At 64.1% G+C, this 25,071-nt stretch carries 22 protein-coding genes; 15 read left to right on the top strand and 7 right to left on the bottom strand.

Annotation, left to right across the window (positions count from 1 at the left end):
* Positions 1–164 precede the first annotated feature (164 nt).
* The 14 genes from FIU86_RS16750 (at position 165) to FIU86_RS16685 (ending at position 15,172) form a co-directional block, all read left to right on the top strand.
* On the top strand, positions 165–1,634 hold the full coding sequence (locus tag FIU86_RS16750) for a glutamine synthetase family protein (protein ID WP_172977582.1): 1,470 nt from the start codon (positions 165–167) through the stop codon (positions 1,632–1,634).
* A gap of 80 nt (positions 1,635–1,714) precedes the next feature.
* The gene (locus FIU86_RS16745; RefSeq protein ID WP_152476122.1) at positions 1,715–2,650 is read left to right on the top strand and encodes a glutamine amidotransferase; all 936 of its coding nucleotides are present in this window, start codon (positions 1,715–1,717) and stop codon (positions 2,648–2,650) included.
* On the top strand, positions 2,638–3,507 hold the full coding sequence (locus FIU86_RS16740; protein WP_172977534.1) for a GXGXG motif-containing protein: 870 nt from the start codon (positions 2,638–2,640) through the stop codon (positions 3,505–3,507). Before FIU86_RS16745 ends, FIU86_RS16740 begins: the two co-directional genes overlap by 13 nt.
* Positions 3,508–3,575: 68 nt before the next feature.
* Positions 3,576–4,940, top strand: a complete 1,365-nt coding sequence (locus tag FIU86_RS16735; RefSeq protein ID WP_103764723.1) for an FMN-binding glutamate synthase family protein — start codon at positions 3,576–3,578, stop codon at positions 4,938–4,940.
* Positions 4,941–5,018: 78 nt separating this feature from the next.
* A complete protein-coding gene (locus FIU86_RS16730; RefSeq protein ID WP_103764724.1) occupies positions 5,019–5,432 on the top strand; it encodes a hypothetical protein in 414 nt (137 codons plus the stop codon).
* A gap of 22 nt (positions 5,433–5,454) precedes the next feature.
* Positions 5,455–6,306 (top strand): carbon-nitrogen hydrolase family protein, encoded by an 852-nt coding sequence (locus tag FIU86_RS16725; RefSeq protein ID WP_152476121.1) that lies wholly within the window; start codon positions 5,455–5,457, stop codon positions 6,304–6,306.
* Entirely contained in the window at positions 6,303–6,902 is a 600-nt protein-coding gene (locus tag FIU86_RS16720) for a hypothetical protein (RefSeq protein ID WP_152476120.1), read from the top strand. Before FIU86_RS16725 ends, FIU86_RS16720 begins: the two co-directional genes overlap by 4 nt.
* 240 nt (positions 6,903–7,142) lie before the next feature.
* Positions 7,143–7,847: a GntR family transcriptional regulator gene (locus FIU86_RS16715; RefSeq protein WP_254703866.1), complete on the top strand. Its 705-nt coding sequence runs from the start codon at positions 7,143–7,145 to the stop codon at positions 7,845–7,847.
* A complete protein-coding gene (gene dapA, locus FIU86_RS16710) occupies positions 7,837–8,745 on the top strand; it encodes a 4-hydroxy-tetrahydrodipicolinate synthase (protein ID WP_152476119.1) in 909 nt (302 codons plus the stop codon). The genes FIU86_RS16715 and dapA overlap by 11 nt, the downstream gene beginning before the upstream one ends.
* Complete coding sequence (locus tag FIU86_RS16705; protein ID WP_152476118.1) at positions 8,742–10,235, top strand: aldehyde dehydrogenase; 1,494 nt, start codon at positions 8,742–8,744, stop codon at positions 10,233–10,235. The genes dapA and FIU86_RS16705 overlap by 4 nt, the downstream gene beginning before the upstream one ends.
* Positions 10,232–10,996: an NAD(P)-binding domain-containing protein gene (locus FIU86_RS16700; RefSeq protein WP_152476117.1), complete on the top strand. Its 765-nt coding sequence runs from the start codon at positions 10,232–10,234 to the stop codon at positions 10,994–10,996. Before FIU86_RS16705 ends, FIU86_RS16700 begins: the two co-directional genes overlap by 4 nt.
* Positions 10,993–12,546 (top strand): trimethylamine methyltransferase family protein, encoded by a 1,554-nt coding sequence (locus FIU86_RS16695; RefSeq protein ID WP_152476116.1) that lies wholly within the window; start codon positions 10,993–10,995, stop codon positions 12,544–12,546. Before FIU86_RS16700 ends, FIU86_RS16695 begins: the two co-directional genes overlap by 4 nt.
* 30 nt (positions 12,547–12,576) lie before the next feature.
* Positions 12,577–13,761, top strand: coding sequence for a cytochrome P450 (locus FIU86_RS16690; RefSeq protein WP_152476115.1), 1,185 nt, complete (start codon positions 12,577–12,579; stop codon positions 13,759–13,761).
* An 82-nt stretch (positions 13,762–13,843) separates the two neighbouring features.
* Positions 13,844–15,172: an FAD-binding oxidoreductase gene (locus FIU86_RS16685; protein ID WP_152476114.1), complete on the top strand. Its 1,329-nt coding sequence runs from the start codon at positions 13,844–13,846 to the stop codon at positions 15,170–15,172.
* Between the two features lie 56 nt (positions 15,173–15,228).
* Here the strand turns inward: FIU86_RS16685 and cueR are convergent, their stop codons facing one another.
* From cueR to FIU86_RS16660, 5 genes are all read right to left on the bottom strand, one after another.
* Positions 15,229–15,615 carry a Cu(I)-responsive transcriptional regulator gene (gene cueR / locus FIU86_RS16680; protein WP_152476113.1) on the bottom strand — a complete coding sequence of 129 codons (387 nt, stop codon included), beginning with the start codon at positions 15,613–15,615 and terminating at the stop codon, positions 15,229–15,231.
* A complete protein-coding gene (locus FIU86_RS16675) occupies positions 15,612–18,059 on the bottom strand; it encodes a heavy metal translocating P-type ATPase (protein ID WP_302848752.1) in 2,448 nt (815 codons plus the stop codon). The genes cueR and FIU86_RS16675 overlap by 4 nt, the downstream gene beginning before the upstream one ends.
* 105 nt (positions 18,060–18,164) lie before the next feature.
* A complete protein-coding gene (locus FIU86_RS16670) occupies positions 18,165–18,578 on the bottom strand; it encodes a PaaI family thioesterase (protein WP_152476112.1) in 414 nt (137 codons plus the stop codon).
* Positions 18,575–19,588 (bottom strand): phosphotransferase family protein, encoded by a 1,014-nt coding sequence (locus FIU86_RS16665; RefSeq protein ID WP_254704027.1) that lies wholly within the window; start codon positions 19,586–19,588, stop codon positions 18,575–18,577. The genes FIU86_RS16670 and FIU86_RS16665 overlap by 4 nt, the downstream gene beginning before the upstream one ends.
* Before the next feature lie 2 nt (positions 19,589–19,590).
* Entirely contained in the window at positions 19,591–21,228 is a 1,638-nt protein-coding gene (locus FIU86_RS16660) for a long-chain fatty acid--CoA ligase (protein ID WP_152476110.1), read from the bottom strand.
* A 136-nt stretch (positions 21,229–21,364) separates the two neighbouring features.
* Here FIU86_RS16660 and rpe point away from each other — a divergent pair, with 136 nt between their 5' ends.
* A complete protein-coding gene (gene rpe, locus FIU86_RS16655; RefSeq protein WP_152476109.1) occupies positions 21,365–22,048 on the top strand; it encodes a ribulose-phosphate 3-epimerase in 684 nt (227 codons plus the stop codon).
* A gap of 135 nt (positions 22,049–22,183) precedes the next feature.
* Here rpe and FIU86_RS16650 read toward each other — a convergent pair whose 3' ends face one another.
* Both FIU86_RS16650 and rpmB read right to left on the bottom strand, forming a co-directional pair.
* On the bottom strand, positions 22,184–24,286 hold the full coding sequence (locus tag FIU86_RS16650) for a sterol desaturase family protein (RefSeq protein WP_172977533.1): 2,103 nt from the start codon (positions 24,284–24,286) through the stop codon (positions 22,184–22,186).
* Positions 24,287–24,679: 393 nt separating this feature from the next.
* A complete protein-coding gene (rpmB, locus tag FIU86_RS16645; protein WP_103764807.1) occupies positions 24,680–24,970 on the bottom strand; it encodes a 50S ribosomal protein L28 in 291 nt (96 codons plus the stop codon).
* Between the last annotated feature and the right edge of the window lie 101 nt (positions 24,971–25,071).

Here is a 25,071-nt window from a genome sequence, read left to right as displayed (position 1 = left end):
GCATGTTTGGATCAAAATCGGTTGACTTTTGGATTGAGGCTCGGAATCGTGAGGGTGCTGGGCGGCACCGCGATGTCTGCTCATGCCACCTAAAAGACCAGCTGCCCTTCGATCCTCGATCCGACCAGGGCGGCACAACATCAGGGAGCTAGACCGTGGCTGAAATGGATCTTGAGAAATTTGTCGAGGCCCCCGGGCGCGACGAGAAAATCAAAGAAGTCCGCAAGATGATCGATGCGAAAGGCATCGAGTACCTTTATCTGCAATTCGTGTCGGTGACCGGCAAGATCATGGGCAAGGGCATTCCTGCCGATCACTGGGAAACCGTCGCGAAGAAGGGCTTTCAGCTGGTTTATGGCGCCACTGTGAACCTGTTCACCAACCGCGCGGGCGAGTACCTGGGCTATGGCCCGGAAGCGGCCGAGCTGGTGGGCATTCCGGAACCTGAAACCTTCATGCAGCTGCCCTGGGCGCCGACGATCGGGCGCTTTTATTGCACGCTGTTCCGCAACCGCGAGGAAAAGGAAAATCCGGGTGGATTCCTGACCTCGGATTGCAGGGGCAACCTGCGGCGCATGCACGAAGACTTCAAAAAGAAGCATGGCCGGAGCCTGCGGATCGGGACCGAGCCCGAGATGATGTGGCTGAAATTCGACGAGAACGGCAAGCCGCGCGACGGCTATTCCAAGCCCTATTGCTATCACATCGACCAGTTCGAGAGCCTGCGCCCGGTGTCGATGCAGGTGATCAAGTACGCCCGCATGATGGGCCTCGACATGATCCAGGGCGACCACGAGGACGCGCCCGGCCAGCTGGAGCTGAACTGGATGTTCGACGACGTGCTGCGCAACGCGGACCGTCTGACCACCTACCGCCAGATCTGTGCGCAGGTGGCGCGCGAGAACGGCATTTTCGCCTGTTTTATGACCAAGCCGTTCATGGGCGTGTCGGCGAGCGGTTGTCACCACAACATGAGCCTGTGGCGGGGCGGCGAGGACGAGTTCGTCAAGTGCGGCAATGATCCCAAGGATCTGCCGGGGATGAAAGAGAACTACATGTACGTCAAGGGCGGCGAGAACACGTTCATGCCCGATGACGACGACCCGCAGATGCCCGGCAAGGAAGGCCTCGAGGCGATCGGCGGAGTGGTGCATCACCTGCAGGCGCTGACCGCCGTGGGCTGTTCGACGGTGAACTCTTACCGTCGTCTTTGGGACACGGGTTTCTGGGCGCCGGTCTTTGCCGACTGGGGTTTCCAGAACCGCACCACGGGTCTGCGCGTTTCGGCGCCGGGGCGGTTCGAGTACCGTTCGGTCGACAGCATGGTGAACCCGTACCTGATGGGCACGACGCTGCTGGCGGCGATGGACGACGGGATCGACAACAAGCTGGATCCGGGCGAGCCGGAAGAGCGCAACATCTACGCCGCGATCGAGGCCGGCAAGGAAGTGAAGAAGCTGCCCATGTCGCTTGGCGAGGCGCTGGACTTCCTGAAGAAGGACGAAGTGGTGCAGCGCGGGATGCCCGGCGAGATGTACCGCCTGTTCGACGAGTACAAGCACGACGAATATGCCCGGTTCATGTCCACCGTGACGGATTGGGACAAGGACACGTACATGGAATGCCTGCCCTGAGGCATTCCATGCGTCTGGCGGCGGGTTGAGGAGCCCGCCGCCGATCTAACGACTATGCAACCCAGAGGAGGCGTTTCCAGATGTGTGGAATTGCTGGACTAATCTACAAGGGCAAGAGCAGCGCCGTGGGGTCGGAGATGACCTCGATGCTGCTGGCGCTCAAGCACCGGGGGCCGGACAGTACCGGCTACGCGGTATATGGTGAACCGACCGAGGGCGATTACATCATGCGCCTGAAGGTGGCCGAGGCCGAGGACATGGAAAAGGGCCGTGGCGTTCACAAGGTGATCGAGGATCGCATCGCCTATGTCGAAAAGGTCATGGAAGAGCATGGCGCCAAGATCAAGTCCAAGGAAGCGCCCTTGGAATACGCGCTGCGCTACGTGTTCAACGGGGCCGACAATGTCGGCGAGATGGCCGAGCATATCGAGGAAACCGACGGAATCGAGATCCTGTCGATGGGCAACGGCCTGGAGCTGATCAAGGACCTGGGCGACGCGTCGGTGGTGTCCGAGGCCTATGGCCTGAATGATTTCAAGGGCACGCACGCCATCGGGCACACGCGGATGGCCACGGAATCGGATGTCGATATCAAGTCGGCCCACCCTTACTGGGCGTTTCCCTATAACGACGTGAGCGTGGTGCATAACGGCCAGATCACGAACTACTGGATCATGCGCCGCGAGATGGAGCGCAAGGGTCACCGGTTCATGTCGAACTGCGACAGCGAACTGCTGGCGGTCTACACCGCGCACAACCTGGCCAACGGCATCACGCTGGAAGAATCCCTGCGCAAGTCGATCGAGGAGATCGACGGGGTGTTCACGTACCTCGTGGCCACCAAGGACCAGCTGGGCATGGCGAAGGACACGATGGCGGCGAAACCGCTGGTTCTTTACGAATCCGACGACCTCATTGCAATGGCGAGCGAAGAGGTGGCGATCCGCGCGATCCTTCCGCAGGAAATCGACACGACAGATCCCTATGATGAGGAGGTCCGGGTATGGCAAGCGTGAGCGACGCAGAACTGAAGAAGATGACCCAGGAGGAGCGGGTGACCGCGCTGGGCATGCGGACCGAACAGCTGACGGGCAAGTCGCTTTACGTCGAGTTCGACCCGGATGCCGAGGAGCGTTTCACCTATCCGTGGGCGCCCGACGTGGACTTCAACAAGCGGACCGAGATCGACTGTGACGGCAAGACCGTGACGGAAGTGAACTCGAACATCCGCGAGTTGATGAAGGAAGGTTATGGCACGATCGTGCTGCAGAACCCGCGGGGCATGCACAGCCTTGGCGTGGGGATCCTGAGCAAGCTGAACCTGATCATCGAAGGCTCGACCGGGTACTTTTCCGTCGGCCTGATCGACGGGCCGAACGTGCGCATCAGCGGGCGTGTGGGCTGGTCCTGCGGCGAGAACATGATGTCCGGGACGATCATGATCGAGAAGAACGCCGGTTCGACCTTTGGCGCGGCCATTCGAGGCGGCGACCTTGTGTGCCGCGGCTCGGTGGGCTCGCGCACGGGGATCGACCAGAAGGGTGGCACGATCATCGTCGGTGGCGACACGGGCGCGCTGAGTGGCTTCATGATGCAACGGGGCCGGATGGTGGTCTGCGGCAACGCGGGCAAGAACCTGGGCGACTCGATGTATGACGGCACGATTTACGTGGGCGGAGAAATCAAGAGCCTTGGTGTGGATGCTGTCGAGGCGGAGCTGACCGATCTGGACAAGAAGTGGCTGACACGGAAGCTGACGCAATACGGCCTGATGCCCGAAAAGGGGGTGGATCACTTCACCAAGGTCGTCGCCGGCAAGATGCTGTGGAACTACGACAACCTCGAGCCGTCCGAGAAGAAGCTCATCCTGTAACGCGTGGGTTGTCACCCACCCTACGGGGTGGACACGACCTACGGTGTTGAACCGAAAGGAACAAAATCATGGCTGATGGTGATCTGCCGCAGAAAAAACAGCTGGACCGCGATGTAAACCGCATCGGCGACAGCTTCATCTTCCCGCCGCGTGTGATGGATGACATCCACATCAAGTCCGAGCTTGGCCGCTACCGGATGCGGGGGTTCTCGCTGTTCAAGAAGATCCCGCACTGGGATGACCTGACCTTCCTTCCCGGCACGCTGACGCGGTTCGTGATCGAAGGGTATCGCGAGAAATGCGAGACCAAGACCGTGATCGGGCCGCGCGCCAAGGTGCCGCTGGAACTGGATATCCCGGTCTATATCACCGGCATGTCGTTCGGCGCGTTGTCCTACGAGGCGAAGACCGCGCTGGCGCGGGGCGCCACGATGGCGGGCACGGCGACCTGTTCGGGCGAGGGGGGGATGATCCCCGACGAGCGGCGCTATAGCTCCAAGTGGTTCTACCAGTGCATCCAGTCGCGCTATGGCTTCAACCCCAACCACCTTGTTCTGGCTGATGGCTGTGAATTCTTCATCGGGCAGGGCTGCAAGGTTGGCCTGGGCGGGCACCTGATGGGTCAGAAAGTGACTGACCAGGTGGCCGAGATGCGCAGCTTGCCCGCGGGGATCGACCAACGCTCGCCGGCGCGTCACCCCGACTGGCTGGGCCCGGACGACCTGGCGCTGAAGATCCAGGAGATCCGCGAGGCGACCGACTGGCAGATCCCGATCCAGCTGAAGCTGGGCGCGTCCCGCGTGTTCGACGATGTGCGGATGGCGGTGAAGTGTGACCCCGACAGCATCTATATCGACGGGATGGAAGGTGGCACGGGCGCGGGCCCGCACCTGGCCACGGAAGATACCGGTGTGCCTGGCATGGCGGCGATCCGTCAGGCGCGGAAGGCCATCGACAGCCTTGGCAAGCGCGGCGAGATCAGCCTGGTCTACGCGGGCGGGATTCGGAACGGCGCGGACGTGGCCAAGGCCATCGCGCTGGGCGCGGATGCCATCGCGATCGGCCACTCGGCCATGATGGCGCTGAACTGCAACAAGGATATTCCCGAGGCCAACTATCCCGAAGAGATCGGGGCCGAGCCGGGCTATTGCTACCATTGTCACACGGGCCGCTGCCCGGTGGGCGTGGCAACGCAGGACCCCAAGCTGCGCGAGCGGCTGGACCCGGACGAGGCGGCGGAGCGCGTGTACAACTTCCTGCACACGCTGACCATCGAGGCGCAGTTGTTCGCACGGGCGTGCGGCAAGACCTATCTGCACTCGTTGGAACCGGAGGACTTGGCCGCGTTGACGATGGAAGCCTCGGCCATGGCGGGGGTTCCGCTGGCGGGCACCGGCCATACGGTTGGCGTCGAGGATTATCACCATTTCTAAACGGTGGGTTGGAAACCCACCCTACGTTTACGGCGTAGGGTGGGGTTTCACCCCACCTCCCGACAAGGAGGGAAAACAATGGCTGGAACACAATATCGCGGCTCGGAGATTACCGATGTCGACCAGTTCCTGAAGGACAAGGACGGGCTTGGCTCGGAACGTGAAAAGGAAATCGGCCAGCATATCGGCTATCGCTATGACGTGAACCTTGTGCCGGATTATGACCGGATCACACCGTTCTTGGAAAAATACATAGAGACCATGGGCTGGGACGACCTGAACTGGCTGGAAGACGTGCACATGGGCTACGAGGAAGGCTCGCCGGCGGTGTTCGACCGCAACAACAACGGCTGGGTGCGGGTGCCCGACACGATCGAGCTGCCCGACAACCAGCAGGATCGGGACATGATCGCGCGGGAACTCTTGATCAAGTTCCAGATGTCGGACCGGCACCCTTTGGTGAACCTGCGCAAGGCCTATATGAAGTTCTGAAGGAACTTTGAAAGGACCAGACATGACGCGCCCGATCAATATCGCCTGCCTGCAGACACGGCCCATGCCCGATTTCGCATCGGCCTGGACGGAGGCTCGGCCACTGGCCGAACAGGCGGTCGCTGACGGGGCGCAGGTTCTTTTCCTGCCGGAATATTGCGGCGGGTTGAAAACGGAGGGTGCGGCTGTGGCGGCGCCCTCGGCCCCCGAGGACGATCATCCGTTTTTGCGCGAGGCGCAGGCGTTCGCGCGGGAGGCGGGGGTGTGGATCAACCTCGGCTCCATCGCCGTCGATGGCCCGGACGGGCGGATCATCAATCGCGGGATCATGCTGGATGCGTCCGGCAGGGTCACCGGGCGGTATGACAAGATCCACATGTTCGATATCCAGTTGAGCGAGACGGAAGTCTATCGCGAAAGCGAACGGGTGGCGCCGGGCAGCCGGGCCGTCATTCACGACACGCCGTTCGGGCGGATCGGGCATACTATCTGTTATGACCTGCGGTTTCCGATGCTGTGGCGTGGGCTGGCGCAGGCCGGCGCGGAGATGCTGATATGTCCTGCCGCCTTTACCAGGAAGACGGGTGAGGCGCATTGGCATGTGCTGAACCGGGCGCGGGCGATCGAAAACACGCGCTTTGTCGTCTCGCCTTGTGCCATCGGGCCGGTGCCGGGCGGGGGCGAATGTTTCGGGCATTCGCTGATCGTCGGGCCGTGGGGCGAGGTGATTGCCGAGGGTGGCACGGAGCCGGGCGTGGTGCAGGCGGAGATCGACCTGGATGACGTGGAAAAGGCCGCCGGTCGGGTGCCAAGCCTGACCAGCGACCGGGAGTTCGATATGGAAACGCCAGACCCCGAGAGGAGCGTGGCATGACATCTTTGGCGGCCCAACTGGGGCAAAGCTATTCCGACAATCCGCTGCGACTGGGGTTTTTGAAGTGGCAGTGCCATGTGCGGCAGCTGGCGATGCGCAACAATGACGGGCGGCCGGATGACGCGATTATGCCGGAAGTCACGCCAGAGGGGCATGACCAGCCGATGGGCGTTGTGATCACGCTTTTGAACAAAGCGCCGGGGTATTCGGTGACGCCCGAGTTGCAGCACATGGCGGCCAAGACCAACGACCCGGCGCAGCGGCGGCAAAACGCGCTGCAGTTCCTGTCGGCGACGTATTATCAGAAGGCCAAGGAGTTCTCGGACATCCTGACCGCGACCTTCCCTCCGGGCAGCGAAGGCGCCAAGACGCTGCACGAGGCGGGCCATGCGACGCTGCGCTTCGCGGCTTATGGGCAGGAGTTCGAGCTGGCTTGCAAGGTCTGGCGGCTGGCGCCGCACAACATGCTGCACCAGTCGACGATGGCGCATAACGTGCTGTTCAATCCGACCCTGCCGCCGGCGACCGAGGTTCTGGGGTTCGAGCCCGACTGGGACGCGAGCCGGGCCGATCCGCCGGTGGGTGGGCGGCGGTAATCCAGTCAGATTGAGCGCGTTTCACGCGCGCAGGTTTGTCTCGGCCTTTGGCCTCGTGGGCGTGAGGGCAGCGTGACGCGCTGTGCCTGACCGTGCGCGCGTGGCAGACGGGGGGCCTGCGGCGCGAGTATTTTTGGCAAGAAAAAATATGGGCTTGGGGCAATCGGTCGGGCGATGTCGAATTGAATCGACGTATGAATACGAGATGTATACATTGTGTATTCAGAAAGGAGATTCGTTTTGACCGCCGACAAGAAGACTCAGTGCCTGGAAGACTTGCGGATGCGCATCCTGACGCAGGATATCGCGCCGGGCAGCGATCTGGATGAGGCGACGCTGTGCGAGCGGTACGGCATGTCGCGCACGCCGATGCGGGAGATCCTGCAGCGGCTGGGCGGTGAGGGGTATGTGGACCTGACGCAGAACCGCGGCGCCAAGGTGGCGTCGATGGATCTGCCGGTGCTGCGGACGTTCTTTCAGACCGCGCCGATGATCTATGCCAATGTCGCGCGGCTGGCGGCGGAAAACCGGCGGCCGGATGAGATCGACGGGCTGAAGGGGATCCAGGACGCGTTTCGCCGGGCGACGCAGACGGGCGACGCGGCGAAGGCGGCGTTGCAGAACCACCGCTTTCACTTGGCGATGGGGGAGATGGCGCACAATCCCTATCTGTTGCCCAGCCTGAAGCGCATGCTGATCGACCATACGCGGCTGAGCCAGACATTCTATCGCCCCGCCTCGGCGGACGAGTCGTTGCGGGTGGTGAAGGCGTGCGACCACCATGACGCAATGATCGTGGCCATCGAGCGGCAGGAGCCGGGCCTGATGGTGGATCTGACGATCGAGCACTGGAACCTGTCGCGCGATCGGCTGGAGCGGTTCGTGAGTCCCGATCCGTTGCCGATCGACGTTTTGCCGATGAAGGATCGTGAAGATGCAGTTTGAGGGGATCTGGACGCCCATCGTGACGCCCTATCGTGAGGATTTCACGGTGGACGAGGGCGCGCTGGGGGACGTGGTGGAGCAGCTGATCGCGGGCGGCGTGGCCGGGATCATCAGTGCCGGGACCACGGGGGAGTATTATGCGCAGAGCTTTGAAGAGCGCGAATGGCTGGCCCGGAAGACGCATGCGCTGATCAAGGGGCGTGTGCCGCTGGTCGTGGGCACGGGCGCGCTGCGTACCGAGGATAGCGTCGCGTTTGCGAAGATGGCGAAGGATGTGGGCGCGGATGCGATCCTGGTGGCGACGCCGCCTTATTCGGTGCCGACGGGGCGCGAGATTGCGCTGCACGCTTTGGCCATCGACCGGGCGGTGGATATGCCGGTGATGCTGTATAATTACCCGGGCCGGATGGGCGTGAACATGGACGAGGAGACGCTGGATCGCCTGGGCCGTTCGCCCAATTTCTGCGGCATCAAGGAGAGCAGCGGCGACATCAACCGGCTGCACCTGATCGCCCGGGAGTATCCGCATATGGGCCTTCTGTGCGGGATGGATGACCAGGCGCTGGAATTCTTTGCCTGGGGGGCGAAGGGCTGGGTCTGTGCCGGGTCGAATTTCGCGCCCGAGGCGCATGTGGCGCTGTACCGGGCCTGCGTGGTGGAGGGGGATTTCACCAAAGGCCGGGCGATCATGTCGGCGATGATGCCGCTGATGCGGGTGCTGGAGCAGGGCGGCAAGTTCATCCAGTGCATCAAGCATGGTGTGACGATGCGGGGCATTCCGGCGGGGCCGCCGCGCAAGCCGCTGTTGCCGCTGAACAAGGATGACAAGCGGAACCTCGAAGAGGTGATCCGCACGATGAACACGGCGATTGCCGCGATCGAAGGGGGCAGGACATGAGCGAGCTTCTGACACGGGAAGAATACGGCGCGATTGCCGCCGAGATCGATCTGCCCAAGGCGCCTTTTGTCGATGGCAAGTTCCGCAAGGGGTCGGGGCCGGTGATGGAGACGGTGAACCCCGCGACGGGGGACGTTCTGGCGAAGATATCGACCGCGAACGCGAAGGATGTGGATTTCGCCGTGGAAAAGGCGCGGGAGGCGTTCGAGCGCGGCGAGTGGGCGAAGGCGCATCCGGGCGCGCGGAAGGATGTGCTGATCCGGTTGTGCAAACTGATCACGCGGCGGCGGCACGAATTCGCGGTGATGGAGAGCCTCGATAGCGGCAAGCCCATCCGGGACTGCGAGACCGTGGACATTCCCGAGGTCATTCACACGATCAAGTGGCATGCCGAACTGATCGACAAGATCTATGACCAGGTGGGGCCGTCGGGGGACGACGCGCTGAGCCTGATCGTACGGGAGCCTTTGGGCGTGGTGGCCTGCGTGCTGCCGTGGAACTTTCCGCTGTTGATGATGGCCTGGAAGATCGGGCCAGCGCTGGCGGCAGGCAATTCGGTGATCGTGAAGCCCGCCGAGCAGACCAGCCTGACCGCGTTGCGGCTGGCGGAGGTGGCGCATATGGCGGGCGTGCCGCGCGGCGTGTTGCAGGTGTTGCCGGGGGATGGGCCGAGCGTGGGCGAGCCGCTGGGCCTGCACATGGGCGTGGACATGGTAAGCTTTACCGGCTCGACCGAGATCGGCAAGCGGTTCCTGCGCTATGCGGCGGACAGCAACATGAAGAAGGTCACGCTGGAATGCGGGGGCAAGAACCCCGCTGTTGTTCTGGAGGATGCCGAGAACCTCGATCACGTAGCCGAGCATGTGGTGAACGCGGCGTTCTGGAACATGGGTGAGAATTGCTCGGCCTGTAGCCGCCTGATCGTGCACAAGGCCGTCAAGGCGCCGCTGATGGAGCGGATCGTGGCGCGGATGCGCGATTGGAAAACCGGCGATCCGCTGGACCCGGCGAACCATCTGGGCGCGCTGGTGGATGCCGAGCATTGCAAGAAGGTGGCCGGGTATCTGAAGGGCAAGGCGGTGGCCGGGGGCGGCAAGCCAAAGGGCAATTTCGTCGAGCCGACGGTTTACGAGGTCAAGAAAGACGACAAGCGCACGCGCGAAGAGATTTTCGGCCCGGTCCTGTCGGTGATCGAGGTGGCGAGCGAGGCGGAGGCCATCGAGTTGGCCAATGACACGGCCTATGGGCTGGCGGCGTCGGTCTATACCTCGAATGTGCGGCGGGCGATCCGGGCGGCACGGGAGATCTGCGCGGGGACTGTGACGGTGAACTGCTATGGCGAAGGGGACATCGCCACGCCTTTCGGGGGCTACAAGCAGTCCGGTTTCGGCGGGCGTGACAATGGCGTGCATGCGCATGACCAGTTCACCGAGGTCAAGACGATCTGGGTCGATCTGAGTGATCCCAAGGACGGAGATCTGGTGGGATGAGCCGGGTTGGATTCCTAGGAGCCGGACATATCGCGGCGCCGATGGCGCGGGCGCTGGCCCGGTCCGGGCATGACGTGACGGTGTCGCGGCGCAGTGAGGCGGTGTCGGCGGCGCTGGCGGAGAGTGGTGTGGGCATCGCGGTGGCGGAGAATGCCGAGGTCGTGGAGCGGAGTGAGATCGTTCTTTTGTGCTTGCGTCCGGCGGTCTGGAAAGACGTCGTTGCGGGCCTGCCGTTCCGGGCGGATCAGAAGATCGTGTCGGTCATGGCGGGCGTGCCGTTGGCCGAGATCGAGGCAGCCTGTGCGCCGGTTCGCGATGTGTCGGTGACGATCCCTTACGGGTTTATCGAGAACGGCGGCTGCCCCTTGCCAGTGGCGGGGGATCCGGGCGTCGTGCGGGCGCTCTTTGGGGCCGAGAACCCTGTGCTGCCGCAGGCGGACGAGGCGGCGCTGAATCACCATTTCGCGGCCTCGACGATGGTGGCCGCAGCGCTTGGCCTTCTGGAAGAAGGCGCCGGGTGGCTGGCGGGGAAGACCGGGTCGCCCGAGGCGGCGGAAATCTACGTCAGCAACCTGGTGACAGGCGTGCTGAACGGCCTCGGCCGAGATCACGCGGGAGAGTTGCACAACGAGAAGATGGCGCTGGCCACGCCCAACACCCTGAACCTGCAGATGGTCGAGGGGCTGGCGGCGCAGAGGGCCTTTGACGGGTTGCCCGGAATACTGGACGGAATTTCAGACAGCATGGAGGACGACGCGTGACAGCAATTGCAGAAAAACCGGCGCGTCGAGGGCGCGGCACGCGGACCGCGTTGCGGGCCGTGCGGGACGTGACCATGTTGCCCAGCTTGAAGCGGGGGTTGCCGCTGACCGAGCCGATGAGTGCCGGCGAGATCGAGCGAATCGATGCGGCGAGTATGGATATCCTCGAAAACGTCGGCGTGATCTTTCGCGACGAGATCGCGATTGCCGACTGGAAGCGGGTCGGCGCGGAGGTGCGCGATGGCGACCGGGTGCATCTGGACCGGGGGCTGGTGCGGGAGTTGATCAGGACGATCCCCGAGACGTTCACCTATCACGCGCGGAACCCGGCCAATAACCTGCCCTTCGGCAAGGAGCATGCGATTTTCGTGCCGATGACGGGCGCGCCGTTCCTGCGCGATCTGGACGACGTGCGGCGGAACCCGACGCTGGAGGATCTGGCGAATTTCCACAAGCTGGCGCAGATGTCGCCTGCGCTGCATTCCAGCGCGCATCATATCGTGGAGCCGTATGACCACCCGATCAGCCAGCGGCATCTGCGGATCACCTATTCATCGATGAAGCACTCGGACAAGACGTTCATGGGGATGACGACCAGCCCCAAGAACGCCGAGGACGTGATGGAGATGTGCGCGATCCTCTTTGGCGAGGAGTTCATGGAGACGCACCCGGTTGTGACGGGGAACTGCAACGGCAACAGCCCGCTGGTCTGGGACGAAACCATGTTGGGTGCGATGCGGGCGTTCTGCCGCCGCAACCAGCCGGTGCTGTGCAGCCCGTTCGTGCTGGGCGGGGCCAATACGCCGGCGTCTGTCGCGCCGACGGTGGCGCAGTTGAATGCCGAGGCGCTGAGCGCGCTGGCCTATACGCAGGTCATTCGCAAGGGGGCACCGGCGATCTATGGGCACTACCTGTCGACGGTCAGCATGAAGTCGGGCGCGCCGATGGCGGGGACACCCGAGATCAGCCTGATGAACATGATGATCGGGCAGATGGCGCGGTTCTATGGCGTGCCGTGGCGGTCCTCTGCCAGCCTTGGCGGGGCCAAGACGCTGGACGCGCAGGCGGGGTACGAGAGTGCGACGACCCTGATGGCGTTGCAGATGGCCGGGACGAATTACATGTGGCACGCCGCGGGCTGGAACGAGGCGGGGATGCATTGCTCGATGGCAAAGTTCGTGATTGACGCCGAGCAATGCGCGATGGCTTACCGGATGGCCGAAGGCATCCGCTGGGACGATTTCGACGAGGCGGTGGCCGCCGTGGGCGATATCGGGCCGGGCGGGCATTACTTGGGCCATCCCCATACGCTGGCGAATTTTCAGCGGGCGTTCTTTATGCCGGACCTGTTCGACAACAACTCGATCGAGCAGTGGCAGGCCGAGGGCGCTGTGGAGGCCAATGCGCGGGCGCAGGCCTATGCGCGCAAGATGCTGAACGAGTATCAGGCACCGAAGCTGGACGAAGGTGTGAACGAGGCGCTGCTGGCGTATATTGCCACGCGCGAAAGCGAGATCCCGGCGGCGGATGCGCTGAACCAGGAGTATTGAGAACGCGCCGCGGCGCGGGGAGTGACGCGAATGGGCAACCTGCCGTATCTGGACCTCAAAGACCCGGAGTTCTCGACCCGGGGGGCGGAGGTTGTCGCGGCGCGCAAGGCCCATTGGTGCGCCGAGACGCCCTTTGGCTTGGCGGTTTTGAGATACCGTCAGGTGGGCAAGATCCTGCGCGACCGGCGGTTTCGGCAGGGCAGCCACAACTGGCCCGAGACGGTCGGGATTGAAGGCCGGTTCGCGGATTTTTGGCGGGATTCGGTGATCGGGCGAGAGGGCGAGGCGCATCAGAAGCTGCGCGCGCTGGCGGTGCCGGCGTTGAGCGAGGAGTATGTGCTGTCGCTGGTCCCGGCCTTTGATGAGATTGCGCGGGACCTTTGTGCGGACCTGCGCGGCAAATCTTCCTGCGAGTTTCAGTCGGCGTTTTGCGAGCCCTTTGCGGGGCAAGCGATCACGACGCTGCTGGGGATGGAGCGTGAGGCGTGGCCGCTGGTGGCGCACAATGCCGCCGATCTGGGGCTGGCGATGGGGATCGAGGCGCCGAAATACCAGGAGCGGTTCAACGCGGCCTGCGAGACGCTGTTCCAGCTGGCCGATCAATTGGTGGCCAGGGTGCGGCGCGGCGAGGATACGCAGTCGTATGTTGCGCGCATGGTGGCGGAGTTCGACCGCAACGGGGACTGCACGCACGAGGAATTGCTGAACACCATCGTGATTTCGATCTTCGGGGGCGTGGATACGACGCGGGCGTTGCTGGGGCTTGGCCTGTCGCTGTTCATCGAGAACCCCGAGCAGTGGCAAATGCTGCGCGAGGATGAGAGCCTGATCCCGAACGCGGTGGAAGAGTTCATTCGCGCGCGGCCCACCACGACGTGGTCCACCCGCGAGGCGGTGGAGGTTGTCGAGATGGACGGGATGGTGATCCCGAAGGGCACGGTTCTGAATCTGCTGGTCCATGCCTCGGCGCGGGACCCGGAGATTTGCGAGGACCCGGGCTTTGACATCACGGTCAAGCGCAAGCGGCATTTCGGGTTCGGCGGCGGGGCGCATCACTGCATCGGGCATTTCGTGGCGCGGACCGACACGGGTTGTGCGCTGGATGCGTTGCGTCAGACATTCCGTACGGTTGCGTATGACGGCACACCGGAATGGTTGCCGGACAGCGGCAACACGGGCGCGCTGCGCCTGCCCGTTCGCTACGAGGTGGCGTGATGCGGTGTCCGGTTACGGGTGCGCTGGTTGCGGACGAGGTCCGGGCTTGGGGCGTGGGCCGGTTCGCAAGGTTGCATCTGCCATGAAGGTGCGCCAGTTGCCGTGTGATCCGGGTGTGACCGGGTGGAACGCGATCCTGCCTGAAGCGGAGCCTGCAAAGCCGCTGGATTCGGCGATGACGGCGGATTGGCTCGTGATCGGCGGCGGGTTCGCCGGGCTGGCGGCCGTGCGGCGGTTGAGCCAGCTGCACCCGGAGGCTCGGATCGTCCTGTTGGAAGCCAAGCGAATCGGGGAAGGGCCGGCGGGCCGCAACTCGGGCTTCATGATCGATTTGCCGCATGACCTGTCGTCGCAGGATTACGGCGGGGCGCTGGAGAAGGACGTCAGGCAGACGCGGATGAACCGGACGGCCATCGGTTTTGCCGGAGAGATGGCGGAGGCGTTCGGGCTGGGCGCGGAAGCCTTTACGCGGTCGGGCAAGACCAACGCGGCGGCGAGCGAGAAAGGGCATCGCCACAACCTTGATTATGCCGCGCATCTTGAAGCGATGGGCGAGGCGCATGAGTTGCTGGATGCCGATGCGATGCGGGACATGACCGGATCGGAGTATTATCGTAGCGGGCTTTATACGCCCGGCACGGCGATGATCCAGCCGGCGCTGTTCGTGCGGGGCGTGGCAAAGGGTTTGGCCAGCAACCGGGTGCGCATCTGCGAGGAGTCGCCTGTGACCGAGCTGCGGCGCGAGGGCGATTGGGTTGCGGTGACGCCCAGGGGCCGTGTGACGGCGCCGAAGGTAATACTGGCGGTGAATGGTCATGCGGAGAGTTTCGGGCAATTCACGGGACGCTTGTTGCACCTGTTTCTGTATGCCTCGATGACGCGGCCGCTGACTGACAGCGAGACTGCCCGGCTTGGCGCGGAACGCTGGGGGCTGACACCGGCGGACCCGATGGGCAGCACGGTGCGCAAGATCAGTGGCACGGGCGGCACGCGGATCATCATGCGCAACCGTGTGACCTATGATCCGTCGCTGAAGATTTCCCAAAGGCGAGTAGCGGCAATGGGCCGGTCGCATGACACGGCGTTCGCGGCACGGTTTCCGCAGCTTGCGGGTGCCGAGATGGAGTATCGCTGGGGTGGACGGCTGTGCCTCAGCTGGAACGGCGCGCCGGCGCTGGGCGAGGTGGAAGAAGGGCTGTTCTCGGCCTGTTGCCAGAACGGGCTGGGGACGGCGCGGGGTACGCTGCACGGGATGGCGATGGCGGAGTTGGCCTCGGGGTACCGCTCGGAAATCGCGGAACACGTCATGGCGCAGGGGGAGCCATCACGCCTGCCGCCGCTGCCGTTCACCTATATCGGGGCGAATGCGACGATGAAGTGGGGGGAATGGAAGGCAGGCGCGGAGCTGTGAGAGATTATTCGTAGGAATAATATTGGGGGAGAATTTTCGTGCGAAAATTCTGGTGCTCAGTGGCGGGCGAGGTCGTTCAGGATCGGGCAATCGGGGCGATTGTCGCCGGCGCAGCACTCGACAAGGTGGCCGAGCGTGTCGGCCATGGATTGCAGTTGCGAGATTTTCTCATTGATCTGTTTCAAGTGCTGGCGAGCGATGGATTTGACGTCGGCGCTGGCGCGGGTGTCGTCCTCGTAAAGGGCTAGCAGCGTGCGGCAATCCTCGATGGAGAAGCCCAAGGCGCGGGCGCGGCCCAGGAAGGCCAGCTTGTGCAGGTGGCTGTCGGTGAAGACGCGGTAGCCGTTGGCGCCACGGTCGGGCGCGATGAGGCCGATCTCCTCGTAATAGCGGATGGTCTTGGGCGGCAGGCCGGTTTTCTCTGCGATCTGCGAGATATTCATTGCGTGGTCTCCGGGGTCAGGCGGCGCAGGCGCAGGGCGTTGGTCAGCACGAAAACCGAACTGAGCGCCATGGCGCCCGCCGCCAGCATGGGCGACAGGAGCGTGCCGGTCATCGGGTAGAGCGCGCCGGCGGCGACGGGGATGAGCGCGGCGTTGTAGGCGAACGCCCAGAACAGGTTCTGGCGGATGTTGCGCAGGGTGCGGCGCGAGACATGGAGTGCGGTCAGCACGTTTGCGGGGTTGCCGGAGACGAGCACCACGTCGGCGCTTTCGATGGCGACGTCGGTGCCGGTGCCCATGGCGATGCCGATATCGGCCTGTGCCAGCGCGGGCGCGTCATTGATGCCATCGCCGACGAAGGCGGTTGCGCCATGCGCCTCTTGCAGGCGGGCGATGGTGTCGCGCTTGTCGCCGGGCAGGACCTCGGCCTCGACATGGTCAATGCCGAGATGCGTGGCGACGGCGTGGGCCGTGGCGGATGTGTCGCCGGTGATGAGGGCTGTTTCGAGGCCGATGTCGTGCAGGGCCTGGACTGCGTCTTTTGCTTGGTCCTTGACGGGATCGGAGATCGCGAGCAAGGCGGCCAGCCGGGTGTCGATGGCGGCGAAGACGGGCGTCTCGCCTTTGCTGGCAAGCTCATCAAGCTTGGCCTTGAAGGGTGCGGTGTCGATGTCGTGCATCTGCATCAGGCGGGCGGTGCCGATCAGGATGTCGTGTTGGCCCACGGTCGCGGAGAGGCCGTGGCCGGACATGGCCTTGAACGCCTTGACCGCGGGCAGATTGAGGCCTTCGTCGTGGGCGGCGGCCTCGATGGCGCGGGCGATGGGGTGCTCGGATTGCGCCTCGGCGGCGGCGATAGCGGCGAGGGTTTCGGCGCGGTCGAAGCCGGGCGTGAGGTGCAGCGTGGTGAGGGTTGGGCGGCCCATCGTGAGCGTGCCGGTCTTGTCGAAAGCGACGACGCGGGCCTCGGCCAGCGTCTGGAGCGCGTCGCCCTTGCGGAAGAGCACGCCAAGCTCGGCGGCCCGCCCGGTGCCGACCATGATCGAGGTGGGCGTGGCGAGGCCCATGGCGCAGGGGCAGGCGATGATGAGGACGGAAACACCGGCGACCAGGGCAAGGCCGAGGGCGGGAGTGGGACCGAAGGCGAGCCATGCGAGGACTGTGAGGAGTGCGACGGCGATGACCACGGGCACGAAGATGCGTACGACCTTGTCGGCCAGCGCCTGGATCGGGAGCTTGGCGCCCTGGGCCTCTTGGACCATGGCGACGATGCGGGCGAGCATGGTGTCGCGACCGACGCCGGTGGCGGTCATGGTGAGCGCGCCGTCGCCGTTGATCGTGCCGGCAATGAGGGCGTGCCCGTCGGATTTGGAGACCGGCAGGGGTTCGCCCGAGATCATGGATTCGTCGACGTAGGACGTGCCACCGGTGACGGTGCCGTCGACGGGGATGCGCTCGCCGGGGCGCAGTTGGACCCTGTCGCCGACGCCGACCTGCGCGACGGGGATTTCGGTGGTTTCGCCATTACGGATCACGCGGGCGGTGTCGGGTTGCAGGCCGATCAGGCGGCGGATGGCGGCGCCGGTCTGGCCGCGGGCGCGGGCCTCCATCCAGCGGCCCAGAAGGATGAGGGTGACGATGACCGCGGCGGCCTCGTAATAGACGGCGACGGTGCCGGGGGGCAGGACAGTCGGCGCGAAGAGCGCGAGGGTGGAGTAGCCCCAGGCGGCGAGCGTGCCCAAGGCGACGAGGCTGTTCATGTCGGGCGCGCCGCGCAGGAGGGCGGGGATACCCAAGGTCAGGAATTGCCGTCCGGGCCAAGCGAGGACCAGCGTGGCGAGCAGGAATTGCAGGGTCCAGAGCGGGGTCTGGCCGATCGCGCCGTGCAGCCAGTGGTGGAAGGCCGGGATCAGGTGACCGCCCATTTCGGTGACGAAGACCGGCAGGGTCAGGGCGCCGGCCAGCAGGGTCATGCGGCGGGCATGGGTGATCTCTGCGGCGCGGCGGGAGGCGGCGGGATCGGGCGTGTCTTCCTCGGACGGGCGGGCCGGGTAGCCGGACTGCGTGACGACGCGGGCGAGGTCGGCGGGCGTGGTGGTGCCCGCCAGGTAGGTGACTTGTGCCGTCTGGCTGGCAAGGTTGACGGCGGCGGTCAGGACGCCGGGCATGGCGGTCAGGCTGTCCTCGACCCGGCCCGTGCACGAGGCGCAGTGCATGCCGTCGATCGCCAGGGTCGTCTGCGCCGTGCGGGCAGGGTAGCCGGCGGAGGAGAGCGCACCGGTGATGGCGTCGAGCGACGCGGTGCCGGTCGACACCTGAGCGCTATGAGTGGCGAAGTTCACGGTCGCGGTGTCCACGCCCGGAAGGGACGTGAGCGCGCGTTCGGCCCGACCCGCGCAGCCGGCGCAGGACATGCCGTCAATCTCTAGGCGAAGCGTTGTCATGTCGCAGAGATAAGGGTTCCAGTGACTGGAAGGTCAAGGGGCGACGTGGGATTTGTGTGTAGGGTGCGGGTGGTGGCGTGGAACCCCACCTTGCGGAGTTGGCGGTTACTTCCGGGAGCGCAGTTTGAAGACGCCGGTCGCCTCGGCGATGAGGGTGCCGGTGTCGTCGCGGACCTCGCCCTTGGCGAAGAAAGTCGAGCGACCGCCGCCGGTCACGCGGGCTTCGGCCACCAGGTGCGTGCCGGTGGCGCGTGCGAGGTAGTTGACCGTCATGCTGAGCGTAAGCGCGTTCTGTTTGACCTTCGGATCGCCGGTGAAGCATCCGCAGAAGCCCATCGCGGTGTCGAGGATCGCCGCATAGACGCCGCCGTGGGGCAGGCCCTGGCGGTTCATCAGGTGCGGCGCGAGCGGGGCCTCGACCCGGGCGTAGCCTTCGGACCAGTCGGTCATGTCGAAGCCGAGGGTTGCGGAGAGCGGCGAGGGCGCCTCGCGCAGGTTGGGATCGAACGTGTCGGTCATTGGGTGGCGGCCTCAAGCCCGGAGCGGGCGAAGAAGGGAACGTAGGCGCCCAGTTTCAGGGCGCGGTCGGGGTCCGACGCGTTGCCGTCGAGGGCGCGTTTCTTGACGCCCTGAAGGATGGCGGCCATGCGGAAATAGGTGAAGGCGAGATAGAAGTGAAAATCGGCAATACCGGGGAGGCCGCGCCTTTCGCAATAGGTGTCGATGAACTGCTGGTCGGACCACAGGCCGTGGGCGGTACGGTCGATCCCCTCCAGCCCGCGCCCCTCGGTCGTGGCGGGCATGGACCATTGCATGATGACCGCCGCCAGATCGGCATAGGGGTGGCCGGTGGTCGACAGTTCCCAATCCAGCACGGCGGCGACGCGGGGGGCGTCCGGCGCAAAGAGCAGGTTGTCGAGGCGGTAGTCGCCGTGGACCAGCGTGCGCTGGCCGTCATCGGGGGGCATGTTGGCGAAAAGCCAGTCGATGAGGGCGTCCATCTCGGCGATGTCCTCGGTCGCGGTGGCGCGGTATTGCTTGGTCCAGCGCTCGGTCTGGCGTTCGCAGTAGTGGCCGGGGGGTCCGTAGTCGGCAAGGCCGGTGGCGTCGAGATCGACGGAATGGATGGCCACGAGAGTGCGGTTCATGGCGTCGATGAGCGGCCCGCGGTCTTCGGGCGCGACGTCGGGCAGGGACGGCTGGTCGAAATTGCGGCCTTCGATGTGGTCCATGATGTAGAAGGCCGAGCCGATCACGCTGTCGTCCTCGCAGAGGGCGTGCATCTTCGGCACCGGCACGTCGGTGTCCGCCAGTGCCTTTTGCACGCGGTATTCGCGGTCGACGGCATGGGCGGATTTGAGCAGCACGCCGGGGGGTTTGCGGCGCAGCACGAAGCGGCCCGTGGGCGCGTCGAGAAGGTAGGTGGGGTTGGATTGCCCGCCGGAAAACTTGGTGGCCGTGACCGGGCCGCCGAGGGCGGGCAGGTGGGTCTTGGCCCACGCCTCCAGCGCGGCGGTGTCGAGGGGCAGGCTCACGCGCCGCCCTCACGCAGGTCGGGGTGGACGTAATCGGAAAATTGCTCGCGGAGGGTCAGCTTGGAGACCTTGGCCGTCGCGGTCAGCGGCAGGGCATCGGTGAAGAGGATGTCGTCGGGCATCTGCCACTTGGCGAAATGCGGTTCGAGATGGGTGTGGATGTCCTCCAGCGTGGGCTTTTCGTCACCGGCCGGGACCACGACCAGAACCGGGCGTTCGTCCCATTTGGGATGCGGGATGGCGATGACGGCGCAGGTGTCGATCAGCGGGTGTGAAATGGCGGCGTTTTCGAGGTCGATCGAGCTGATCCATTCGCCGCCCGACTTCACCAGATCCTTGGCGCGGTCGCGCACGATCAGGCGGCCATTGTCATCGACGGTGGCGACGTCGCCGGTGCCGAACCAACCGTCGTCGTCCATGGCGGCGGCGGTGGCGTCGTCATTGTTGTAGTAGCCCGAGATCACGGTGCTGCCACGGACGAAGAGCTCGCCCGGGGTTTCGCCATCGTGCGGCACGAGGGTGCCGTTGTCGTCCTTGAGCTTGAATTCGACACCGAAAAGGCGGCGGCCTGCGCCGACCTTGGCGTCGATTCGTTCTTCGAGGGGGGCGTCGGCAAGGTGGCTTGGCAGGATGCCGCGGGTGCCGATGGGGCTCATCTCGGTCATGCCCCAAGCCTGGTTGACGTTGATGCCCATTTTCTCGAAGGCGGCGATCATCGAGCGGGGGGCGGCGGAGCCACCGACCACGAGGTCCTTGAATCCGTCGGGTGGCGTGCCGCGCTTGGCGATCTCCTGTTGTAGCCCGGCCCAGACGGTGGGCACGCCCCAGGCGGAGAAGACCTCTTCGCGGTCCATCAGATCATAAAGGCTGGCCCCGTCGAGGTGGCGGCCCGGCATGACCATGGTCATGCCCGCCAGCGGTGCGGTGTAGGGCATGCCCCAGGCGTTGACGTGAAAGAGCGGGACCACGGGCAGGACGCGGGCGCCGTGGCGCAGGCTTTGCGGGTGGCCGGCGATGACCAGGAGCGCGTGCAGGACGGTGGAGCGGTGCGAATAGAGCGCGCCCTTGGGGTTGCCGGTCGTGCCGGAGGTGTAGCAGAGGCCGGCGGCTGTCTCCTCGGGGAAGCTGGGCCAGTCGTAGGTGGTGGGCTGGTCCGCCAGAAGGTCCTCGTAGGCGAGGGCGCCGTCGGGGGCGTCGGGCATGTGCGCGGCATCGGTCAGGACGATGACGCGGCAGCCCTCGGGCAGGGTGACCTTTTCCAAGAGCGGCACGAGGCTGATGTCGACGCAGATCGCGCTGTCTTGCGCGTGGTCGAGGATATACTGCATCTGGTCGGGTGGCAGGCGGGGGTTGATCGTGTGACAGACGCCGCCGATGCCGGCGACGGCATAGTAAAGCTCGAAATGGCGGTAGCCGTTCCAGGCCAGCGTCGCGATGCGGTCGCCCGTCTTCAGCCCGAGCGCGTCGAGGGCGTGGGCCAGTTGGCAGACACGGGCCAGCGCCTGTGGATAGGTGGTGCGGTGAATGTCGCCTTCGTCACGGACCGAGACCAGCCCCTGTTCGGGGAAGGCTTCGGCGGCGTAGGTCAGGATGTCGATGATCCTGAGCGGGCGGTGCTGCATCTGGCCGAGCATGGCGCGGGTCCCCCTTGACGGTATGGCGGGATCAATTGGTTGCATGGATGGCGGTGCGGTGCAATCCGGCGGCGTAAGGCTTGACGGCGTGCGCCAAACGCCGCAAGAGCAGGGCAAACCCCAAGGAGAGCCTGCCATGCCGTTCGACCGTTCCGTCAAGATCGCTCCATCCATCCTGTCCGCAGATTTCGCCAATTTCGGGGCCGAGATCCGGGCGGTGGAAGATCAGGGCGCGGACTGGGTGCATGTGGACGTGATGGACGGGCATTTCGTGCCGAACCTGACCTTCGGGCCCCCGGCGGTGAAGGCGTTCCGTCCGCATGTGACGACCTTCATGGACGTGCATCTGATGATTGCGCCGGTGGATCAGTATATCGACGCCTATGCCGAGGCGGGCGCGGACATGATCAGCGCCCATGTCGAGGCGGGGCCGCATATTCACCGGACCTTGCAGGCCATTCGCGGGGCGGGGTGCAAGGCGGGGGTTTGCGTGAACCCCGGCACGCCGCTGGAGAGCATCGAATACGTGCTCGACATGGTGGACATGGTGGTTCTGATGACGGTGAACCCTGGCTTTGGCGGTCAAAGGTTCATTACGTCGGGCATCGAGAAAACGCGGCGGTTGCGCCAGATGATCGGGGACCGCGAGGTGCATATCCAGATCGACGGCGGCGTGACGCCAGAGACCGCGCCGCTGGTGGTGGAGGCGGGCGCGGATGTGCTGGTGGCCGGCTCGGCGGTGTTCAAGGGTGGTTCGGTGGAGAAACCGGAAGTCTACGGACAGAACATGGCGGCGATCCGGGCGTCGGTGGGCGGCTGAGGCGAAGGGCTCGCCCCATCCGTGGTGAGCGCCCTTAAGGTTGAAAGACGGCCCGAACAGCCTGCCTTGCAGCCAATGGCCGCGCGCGCAAGGTCTGACCTGCGTCAGGCGGCAATTCTGCCGACCGGGCCGCGATCACAACATCGGTGACTTGGTCTGCCCAGGGGTAGCAAAGGCCTGGGCCATGCGGTTTCCGAAAGTTTTCGTGTAGAGCCGAAACGGTTTCAATGTACGCTCGAACAGCGCCGCGAAGACGAAGCATACCGTTAGCGTTAGCCCCAGCAGCCACAGGTCGTATGCCGGCAGGGTTTCGGGCAAGGTGGCATCGAGCAGGTGCAGTGTCGGGTAGTGCATCACGTAGAGTGAGAAACTGCCCCCGGCGACCCAGCGGACGGCGCGGACAAGCCGCCCTTCTTCGGGCTGGGGCGCGTTCATCGCAAGACGCCGCACACCGACCAGATGGATCGCAATACAGATCGCGATGATCGAATTCCACAGCACCTCGTTGGAATAGACCAGCACCGCGTGATGGCTCATCGGTTGCAGGGCCGTGTATGTCACATATTCCAGGAACTGCGGCAGGTTCGAAGCTTTTAGCGTCACCAGAACCGCGAGACTGCCGATTGCCATCAGCCAGGATCGGGCGCGGAGCGGCCTGGATCCAGTCGCGGCCTCGGCATTGCGCCAGACCATCACGCCCAGCCACCAAGCCGGGAACAATGCCAGAACCGGAAGGCCGACGAGCAGGACCAGGGTGGCCAGTATCACGAGGCGTAAAGCACCGTGCAGGAACATGATGCTGCCGAAGATCAGGTAGAACCCGACCTCGTAGCTTAGCGACCAGATCGGACCGTTGGACCCCAAACGGACCCAGTCCGCTGTCCCTGTCCACAGGTTCGTAACGGTCAGGCCACGCCACAGGAACTCTCCAAGGGGCAACGCTTGGTAGTACCGCTCAGGATAGGCCGTCATATTGACACGCGTGCCGATGGCGTCAAAGATCAAAGTCATCAGCAGCGCCGGAATCAAGACGGTTGCAATTCTCGTAATCCTGTTGAAGGCAAAGCGCCCGAGAGTCTGATCGCGGCCCGCGGCATAGGCGATCACCACGCCGGACAGCACAAAAAATACGACGACTGCATCACTGGCGATATTCCATTCCCTGAGAAAGTAATAGTCGCCGCGCGTGAACCGGATATGCGCCATGTGGCCGAAGAGTACGGCAAAGGCCGCAGCAGCGCGAAGGACATCGAGCCAGAGTGAAAACCCTGTGGTCATCGCTGGAAGGCCGGCACTGACCGGTTGCGTCATGCCGGGTTTGGCTTTCATATGAGCGGCACATGCCTGCCAGCTTTCCTTGAAAGGAGAGACCAGCGCGGCAATCAGGGTGGGATAGGGCTGATCGGCGGGTTTTCCTGTTCCGTCGGAGACACCAAAGGTCAGCTTTTCACGCTCGGTCGGGATGTAAAGCGTGCCGAACATCCAGTCCCAGATTGCAAATATGGACCCGTAATTCTTGTCATGATGCTTGATCGCCACGGAATGATGCACCTGGTGCTGCGCCGGGGAGATCAGGATCCGTTCAAGGATCGGTCCGTAGCTTATCCAGATGTGGCTGTGCCGGAAGTTTGCGCCTAGGGCGTTGAAAATGAAGTACACTGCATTCGCGCCGCCGATGGTGGTGACGTTGATCTGGCCGATAAACGCATAGAGCGCCAGACCTTGAACGATCCCAACCAGAACGGTCATCAGCAGGTTTCGTATGATCGGCTCGACCGGATGGACGCGCTGCACCGTCAGCGGCGTCAGAACATCTGCCGAATGATGGACCGCATGGAACGGCCAGAGAAACGGCCATTCGTGATGCGCCCGATGTGCCCAGTACTTGCAAAAATCCGAGGCGACCACGACGATTAACGTGACAACCAGGGTCCGTGTCCAGGTGATAGGCGGTGGCGTGAAATCCGCACTGGTCAGGTTGACCAACAGCGTGTAGGCGACTGTCGTCGGAAAGAAAACCGCGCTGAAGAGGCCCAAAAAAGCGAACACGCGACTGGCAAAAAACAGTTTTATGTCGAGCAGGTTGGATTTGTGTCGATAGACCTCTTTCGGCAGAAGCCACTTGACGAAACTGCCGTTGCTTCCCTGGTATTTCCAGATGAAGAACGCGATCACGACCATGCAGCACAGATAAAATAGGGAGTAGCGCACATTCAGGCTGAACGGCGCCGCAATCACACTGTCGAAAAAGACCTGTATTGTTTCCATTTTAGACCCAAGCCCCTGTTTATGCGCATTTTGGGATTCCAGTTGGGCCTAATTAAGACCGCTCTCTGTCGAGATCGGGGAATGTTTCCTTCTGGGAATTCGCTCAACCAACAGGAAATTCACCGGTGCCGTGACCACGCGGAGCGCGGCCCTCTGGCGACACTTCAGGGTTTTCAGGAGTCAGGCGGGACCACGCAGGTGGCCTGAGGCACCCATTGCCAGCTGCGGTTCTCTGATCTCGAGGCGCCATTCGTTTGTTTGCCGCGACCTTGGCCCGGGCCCCGCCCAACCCGGCGCCCTGTGCGCAAAAAAAAAGCCCCGCCAAACGGCAGGGCCTTCGTCTTGTGGGATGCCGAAAGGCGATCAGGCGCTGGCGGCCTGGGCCTTGGCGATCTCTTTCTTGACCTTCAGTACGCGGTCCGAAAGCTCGGTGTCCTTGGCCTTGGCCAGGAAGCGGTCCAGCCCGCCGCGGTGGTCGACGCTGCGCAGGGCAGCGGCGGTGATACGCAGCTTGATGCCGCGGCCCAGCGTTTCGGATTGCAGGGTCACGTCGTTCAGGTTGGGCAGGTAGCGACGCTTGGTCTTGTTGTTGGCGTGGCTGGAGTTGTTGCCAACCATCGGGCCTTTTCCGGTCAGTTCGCAGCGGCGCGACATGGGTTCATCCTCGTGTTTGTCGGGCCGCACGGGCGGACCCACTCAATGCAAAGGGGCACCGCCATAGGCAGCGCCCTGAATTCCGTTGCGCGTGTCTACGG

This window comes from Roseovarius sp. THAF9 (genome assembly GCF_009363715.1).
In the GTDB taxonomy this organism is placed as follows: Bacteria; Pseudomonadota; Alphaproteobacteria; order Rhodobacterales; family Rhodobacteraceae; genus Roseovarius.
This window is presented reverse-complemented; position numbering and strand designations above follow the sequence as displayed.